General features: G+C 70.5%; 6 protein-coding genes. 2 read left to right on the top strand and 4 right to left on the bottom strand.

The features are described 5' to 3' along the window. A partial coding sequence (locus BGO22_RS17510) for a response regulator (protein ID WP_286851995.1) occupies positions 1-665 on the top strand: 665 nt, incomplete at its 5' end. A gap of 9 nt (positions 666-674) precedes the next feature. Here the strand turns inward: BGO22_RS17510 and BGO22_RS17505 are convergent. Together BGO22_RS17505 and BGO22_RS17500 are read right to left on the bottom strand one after the other, a co-directional pair. Then, entirely contained in the window at positions 675-1,883 is a 1,209-nt protein-coding gene (locus BGO22_RS17505) for a flavin-dependent oxidoreductase (protein WP_070399207.1), read from the bottom strand. Between the two features lie 79 nt (positions 1,884-1,962). Then, positions 1,963-2,931, bottom strand: coding sequence for a tripartite tricarboxylate transporter substrate binding protein (locus tag BGO22_RS17500; protein ID WP_070398849.1), 969 nt, complete (start codon positions 2,929-2,931; stop codon positions 1,963-1,965). An 89-nt stretch (positions 2,932-3,020) separates the two neighbouring features. Between BGO22_RS17500 and BGO22_RS17495 the strand changes: the two genes are divergently transcribed. After that, positions 3,021-3,536 carry a MarR family winged helix-turn-helix transcriptional regulator gene (locus BGO22_RS17495; protein WP_083293134.1) on the top strand — a complete coding sequence of 172 codons (516 nt, stop codon included), beginning with the start codon at positions 3,021-3,023 and terminating at the stop codon, positions 3,534-3,536. 36 nt (positions 3,537-3,572) lie between these two features. Here BGO22_RS17495 and BGO22_RS17490 read toward each other — a convergent pair whose 3' ends face one another. Together BGO22_RS17490 and BGO22_RS17485 are read right to left on the bottom strand one after the other, a co-directional pair. Further along, complete coding sequence (locus BGO22_RS17490; protein WP_070398851.1) at positions 3,573-5,396, bottom strand: DEAD/DEAH box helicase; 1,824 nt, start codon at positions 5,394-5,396, stop codon at positions 3,573-3,575. Positions 5,397-5,672: 276 nt separating this feature from the next. Then, positions 5,673-7,077: inorganic phosphate transporter (locus BGO22_RS17485; RefSeq protein WP_286851993.1), on the bottom strand; the 1,405-nt coding region annotated here is incomplete at its 5' end.

Raw genomic sequence — 7,077 nt, 5'->3', positions numbered from 1 at the left:
ACGACGACCCGGGCATGGTGCACCTGCTGGCGCGCACCCTGCTCGACATCGCGCAGCTGCATTTCGCGGTGCGCGGCGACGACGCCCTGACCAAGCTGGCCCAGCACCAGCCCGACCTGCTGGTCATTGACGCCGAGCTGCCCGACCTCAATGGCTACGAGGTGATCGCCCGCATGCGCGAGAAGCCGGCGCTGGCCCACACCAAGGTGGTGATGGTGACCTCGCACAACACCGCCTCGTACCGCCAGCGCGCGTTCGAGGCCGGTGTGCTCGACTTCTTCACCAAGCCGATCGACCGCGACCTGATCCGCCTGCGGCTGGAGCAGATCCTCAACGGCGACGCCATGGAGTACATCGAGCTCGACGAGCGCCCGCTGCCGATGCGCCAGGCTGCCGCGAGCGCTCCGGCGCCCGTGGCCGCGCCGGCCCGGGCCCCGGCACCCGCGCCCGCCCCCATGGCGGCACCCGTGGCCGCCGCGGTGGATGTGAACGCCATCACCTCCGAGTTGTTCGAGCGCATCTCGGCCATCCTGCTGCAGGCCGAGACGCTGCGCGAGCGCGTGCCCGCCGGCGCGAGCGCGGCCGAGCTCTACCCCGTGCAACGCATCCAGGAAGAGTGTGCCGAGGTGATCCAGCTGCTGGTCACCATCAGCGGCGAGGACTGAGCCCCGCGCTCAGGCCTTCAGCGAAAACCCCGCGATCCGCTTGTAGTTTTCGGAAATCTCGCGCAACGCGTCCTGGCTGATCAGGTCGTCGATGCGCGTGAAGGGCTGGCCGCCGCTGAGCTCGTCGGCCTTCATGATGATGAAGTCCGGCGGCAGCGTGCGGTTGGTCTCCACCACCTTCGCCGTCGCCGGCCGGCGCGCAGCCTCGTAGCGGCGCAGCGCGGCCTCGGGGTCCGCCGGCGTGGCGGCGAGCTCATCGGCCAGGGTGCGCGCGTCGATCAGCGCCTGGGCCGAGCCGTTGGAGCCGCGCGGGTACATGGGGTGGGCGGCGTCGCCCATCAGCGTCACGCGGCCCTCGCCCCAGTGGGACAAGGCGTCCTTGTCGACCATGGGGTACTCGAACACCTGTTGCGCGCCCTGGATGAGCGCGGGCACGTCGAGCCAGTCGTAGCGCCAGGCCTCGAAGATCGGCAGGAAGTCCTGCATCCGACCGGGCTTGTTCCAGTCGTTCATGGGCGCGCGCGGGTCGCGGATCTCGGCCACCCAGTTGATGAGCTGGTTCCCCTGGCCGTCCACGTTGTCGACGATCGGGTAGATCACCATCTTGCCGGTGTCGATGCTGCCGATGCGCAGATAGCTCTTGCCATCCAGGATGGGCTTGTGCACCGTGACGCCGCGCCAGGTGTTGATGCCGGCGTAGCAGACGGGGTCCTGGGGATGGAAGTGGCGGCGGACCACCGAGTTCACGCCGTCGCAGGCGACCACCAGGTCGGCACGCGCGGCCGCGCCGTTCTCGAAGCGCAGCGTGGCGCCCCGCGCGTCGGGCTCGATCGCCACGCAGCGGTGGCCGGTGAGCAGGCGCTGCGCGCCCAGTCGCTGAACCGCGGCGCGCCAGAGCGCGCCATGCAGCTTGCCGCGGTGAATGCCCAGTTCGGGCAGCGGGTAGCCCGCGTGGCGGCCGCGCGGTTCGCTGTACACATACTGGCCCCAGCGGTTGAAGAACACGCTCTCGCGGTTCTCGATCGCCATGGCCTCCAGCTCGGCGCTCAGGCCCAGGGCGTACAGTTCGCGCATGGCGTGCGGCAGCAGCGTGATGCCCACACCCAGCTCCTTCACCTCGGCCACACCCTCGTACACCTCGCAGGCCAGCCCGCGCTGCTTCAGGCCCAGCGCGAACGCCAGGCCGGCGATGCCGCCGCCCACCACCGCGATCTTCATCGTGTCGCCCGCTTTCATTGGACAAGCCTCCGTTCGGCGCAGCGCGTCGCTTCGCGCCAGGGGAACGGCCCGGCGGCGCTCATTCGGCCTTGATGCCCTGCGCCTTGATCAGCGCGGCCCAGCGGTCCGCGTCCCGGGCCACCAGCTTCGCGAAGCCGTCGGGCGTGTCGCTCGCCGGGTCCATGCCCTGCCCTTCGAAGGCCTTCTTCACGTCCTCGGCGCGCAGGATGTCGTTGATCTCGCGGTTGAGCGCGGCCACCTGCGCGGCGGGCATGCCCTTGGGCGCGAAGATGCCGTACCACATGTCCACGTTCACCTCGCCGGCCTTGGCCTCGCTCAGCGTGGGCAGGTCGGGCAGCAGCGGGTGGCGCTTGTCGCTGCCGATGCCCAGGGCCACCAGGCGGCCGCTGCGCACCTGCGGCAGCGCCACGTGGATGGGCAGGAACATGGCGTCCACCTGCCCGCCGATCATGTCGGTGACCGCCGGGCCCGTGCCGCGGTAGGGGATGTGCGTGAGGAAAACCTTGGCGGTGTTCTTGAACAGCTCCATCGACAGGTGGTGCGGCGTGCCCACGCCCGGCGAGGCGTAGTTCAGCTTGCCCGGCGCCTGCTTCGCGGCGGCGATCAGATCGGCCGCCGTCTTGAAGCCCGAGCGCGGGTGCGTCACCAGGATGAGCTGGCCCCAGCTCGTCAGGCCCACCGGCTGCAGGTCGCGCACCGGGTCGAAGGGCATTTGCGGGTACAGGCTGCGGTTCATCACCAGCGTGTTCACGCTCACCAGCAGAGTGCTGCCATCGGGCGCGGCGCGCACCACGGCCTCGGTGCCGATGTTGCCGGAAGCGCCCGCGCGGTTCTCCACCACCACCGGGCGCTTGAGGCGCTCGGACAGCTTCGGGCCCACGGTGCGGGCGATCAGGTCGATGCCGGTGCCCGGGGTAAAGGGCACGATCAGGCGCAGCGGGCCTTCCTGCGCGGCGCTCAGGCCCGCCGTGGCCAGCAGCGCGGCGGCGACGAGGCCGCGGCGCAGGAACGAGAAATCGGCAACCATGGACGACCTCCTATCGTTAGCATGCTATTGATGTTGGCGGAAGTTCGCCCCCCGCACATCCGTAGAATCCCGCTCGTCCGACGAACATCATGACCCTGACCGATCTCTACCAGCGCCCCGGCTTTCTGCTGCGCCGCACCCACCAGATATCGGCGGCGGTGTTTGAAAACGCCTGCGCGAGCGTGGGCCTGACGCCGGCGCAGTACGGTGTGCTCACCGTGGTGGCGGCCGAACCCGGGTTGGACCAGACGCGGCTGTCTCGCGCCCTGGCCTTCGACAAGGTGACCGTCATGCGCGTGCTCAAGGGCCTTGAGGAGCGCGGCCTGGTGAGGCGCGAGCGCTCGTCCGTGAGCCGGCGCCAGATGACGGTAAGCCTGACCGGCGACGGCGAGGCACTGCTGGCCGCCGCGCGAGAGCCGGCCGAGCGCGCCTACCAGCGCCTGCTGTCGCCGCTCACGCCGGCGCAGCGCGGCCAGTTGATCGAACTGCTGCAGACCCTGACCGAAGGCCTGGCGGACGAGGCGCGCGCGCCTTTCGTGCCGCTGGAAGCCAGCGTCCCCGCGGCCGGAGAACCACGGGCGCGCACGCGCAACACCCCTACCTGAGGGGCCCGCGGCCCAAGGGCCGGGGAACCGGGAGACTCAGCGGTCGCGGCGGCCGCGCGGGCCACCCGCGCGCTCGCCGAAGCCGCCACCGCGCGGGCCGCCGAAACCGCCCTCGCGCGCACCGCCACCGGCGTTGGGGCGCTGGCCCCAGCCGCGCGCCTGGGCCGGGCGGTCGTCGCGCGAGAAGCGCACGTCGCCACGCGGGGCGCGCGTGTCGTTGTTGTAGGGCGCGCGCGGCTCCTGTTGGTACGGCGCGCGCGAATCGCCGCGCGCGGGGCGGGCGTCGCCCTGGAAGGGGCGGCCCTCGCCTTGGAAAGGCCGGCCCTCGCCACGGAAGGGGCGCGCCTCAGCGTAGGGCGCACGGCCTTCGCCGCGCGACGGGCCCCAGCCCTCGCCCCGGCCAGCGGGACGGCCACCCGGCCGGCCGCCACCGCCGCGGCGCTCGGACGACCAGCCGTCGCGGCGCGGCGCGGGCGGGCGCTCGCGCGGCTCCAGGCCCGGCACCACCTCGGCCTTGAAGCGCTGCTGGGTGTAGGCCTCGATGTCGGCGATGCGGCGGCGGTCGCGGAATTCGGCGAAGGTCACGGCCAGGCCGTCTCGGCCGGCGCGACCGGTGCGGCCAATGCGGTGCGTGTAGTCCTCGGCCTTCATGGGCAAGCCGAAGTTGAAGACGTGCGTGATGGTGGGCACATCGATGCCGCGCGCGGCCACGTCGGTGGCCACCAGGATCTGCACCTGGCCGTTGCGCAGCGCCATCAGGCGGCGGTTGCGCAGCCCCTGGCTGAGCGCGCCGTGCAGGGCCACGGCCGCGAAGCCGGCCTGCTGCAGTTCGCCGGCCAGGCCGTCGCACTCGATCTGCGTGCTGGCGAAGACGATGGCCTGGTCGATGGAGGCGTCGCGCAGCCAGTGGTCGAGCAGCTTGCGCTTGTGATCGGCGTGGTCGGCCCAGAACAGCACCTGCTTGATGTTGGCGTGCTGCTCCTGCGGGCTGTCGATCTGCACCTTCTGCACGTGCTTGCCGTTGTCGTGCATCACGCGCATGGCCAGCTGCTGGATGCGCGGCGCGAAGGTGGCGCTGAACATCATGGTCTGGCGGCGCTGGGCGGTCAGGGCGTTGATCTCGGCCAGGTCGTCGGAGAAGCCGAGGTCGAGCATGCGGTCGGCCTCGTCGACGACGAGGAACTGCACCTGGTCGAGCTTGAGCTGCATGGAGCGCTGGAGGTCGAGCAGTCGGCCCGGCGTGGCGACCACCAGGTCGGCGTTTTGCAGCTTGGCGATCTGCAGCTGGTAGGGCATGCCACCCACCACGCTGGCGATGCGCAGGCCGCGGCAGTGGCGCACCAGGTCGATGGCGTCGTGCGCCACCTGCTGCGCCAGCTCGCGCGTGGGGCACAGCACCAGCGCGCCCGGCGTGGCGGCCTTGAAGTGGCGCGGCAGCAGCGGGTTCTTGCGCTTGGGCGCCTTGGGCGGCACCTCGCCGCGCAAGGCGGCCTCGACCGCCAGGCGCTCGCGCTCGGCGCGCTCGGCCGTTTCGCGCGCGGCCTGCTGCTGGATCAGGGTGTGCAACACGGGCAGCAGGAAGGCCGCCGTCTTGCCGCTGCCGGTCTGGCTGGAGACCATCAGGTCGGCGTAGCGCTCGGCGCCCTCGGCCTTGATGGCCAGGGGCATCACACGCGCCTGCACCGCCGTGGGCTGGGTGAAGCCGAGGTCGGCCACGGCAGCCACCAGTTCGGGGGCCAGGCCCAGCGCGGCAAAAGCGCTGGCGTCCACGGGAGCCGTGGTTTCCACCGGGGCCGTGGATTGTTGTTCGGGAGAGATCGCGGGCGAGGTCTCGCCGCGCGCTTCGAAAGCGTCGCTCATGTCAGTTCCTGCGCCCCGCAAAAGCAATGGGGCGCCAATGACCGAATGCCGCGCGAAGGGGAGTTTCAGGCCCCGGGGCGTCGGATCCGTTCGTGGTTACACAACATCAACCACAAACGGTCCGCCCGGAAGCGGTGGCCCCTGCTCGCTCGCGTCGGATGGCGGGCGGTGTTCGGGGGCCGGGGTGTGTGAGGCCAATGCACAAAGGGCTTCGCCGTTACCAGCGAAGCCCGCTATTCTCGCACAAATTCGGGAAAACCCGAAGCCCTGCACCCATCAGGACATGACTGCGGCCACCAGATGGAACAGCAGCGCGGCCAGAACCGCCGTGGCCGGCACGGTCACGATCCAGGCCGCCACGATGCGCATGACCACCGATCGCTTGACGATTTCCTTCTTGTAGGCCTTCTTGAAGGCCTTGCGTTCGCCCTTGGCGAACACCGCGCCGTCCAGGCCGCGCACCTTGGCGCGCTGCTTCATCTCGGCCAGCATCTGCTTCTTTTCCTGCACCTCGGCGGCCTCGAAGCGCTGCATGTAGGCCTCGACCTCCTCGCGGTCGGCGCCCTGGTGGCCGGCGCGCACCACGGCCTCCATCTTGGCGTAGTTCACCTTGAGCAACTCGCGCAGGAAGCCCACGCCGAACACCGCGCCAATGGAAATGTGCGTGGTCGACACCGGCATGCCCAGCTGCGAGGCGACGATCACCGTGAGCGTGGCGGCCATCGCGATGGCGTAGGCGCGCATCTGGTCGAGTTCGGTGATTTCCTTGCCGACGGTGCGGATGAGCTTGGCCCCATACAGCGCCAGGCCGACCGCCAGGCCCAGCGCGCCCAGCACCATGATCCACAGGGGCGTGCCGGCCTTGGTGGCGATGGCACCGGCCTTCACCGCCTCGAAGATCGCGGCCAGGGGGCCGATGGCGTTGGCCACGTCGTTGGCGCCGTGGGCGAAGCTCAGCAGCGCGGCCGAGCAGATCAGCGGCCAGGTGAAGAGGTGATTGACGCCATCCTTGGAGTTCTCCTGGCGCAGCGCGATGCGCTCGATGGGTTTGCGGATGAGGCCCCACACCAGCGCCGCCGTGCCCAGGCCGACGATCACGGCCACGGGGAAGGGCACCTTGACGATCTGGTTCACGCCCTTGAGCAGCATGTAGGTGGTGTAGGACCACACCATCAAGGCGATCAGCGCCGGCACCACGCGCGCGGCCGCCTCCGTCTTCTCGGTGCGGTAGGTGACGCTGCGCTTGATGACATAGAGGAACAGGGCAGCGAACAGCGCGCCCGACAGCGGAGACACCACCCAACTGACGACAATGGCGCCGATGGTCGGCCAATGCACCAGCCCCCAGCCCCCGGCGGCGATGCCTGCGCCCATGACCGCGCCGATGATGGAATGCGTGGTGGACACCGGCGCGCCCAGCGCCGTGGCCAGGTTCAGCCAGAGCGCGCCGGCCAGCAGCGCGGCGAACATGACCCAGGCGAACAGCGTGGGGTCGGTGATGTCGGCCGGATTGATGATGCCGCCCTTGATGGTGCCCACGACCTCGCCGCCCGCGACGATGGCGCCCAGCGCCTCGAACACCGCCGCGACGACGATTGCCCAGCCCATGGTCATGGCACCCGAGCCCACGGCCGGGCCCATGTTGTTGGCCACGTCGTTGGCGCCGATGTTCATGGCCATG

It is taken from the genome of Hydrogenophaga sp. 70-12 (genome assembly GCF_001897365.1).
Classification (GTDB): domain Bacteria; phylum Pseudomonadota; class Gammaproteobacteria; order Burkholderiales; family Burkholderiaceae_C; genus Hydrogenophaga; species Hydrogenophaga borbori.
The sequence above is the reverse complement of the archived record's forward strand: the minus strand, read 5'-3'. Positions and strand labels throughout refer to the sequence as shown.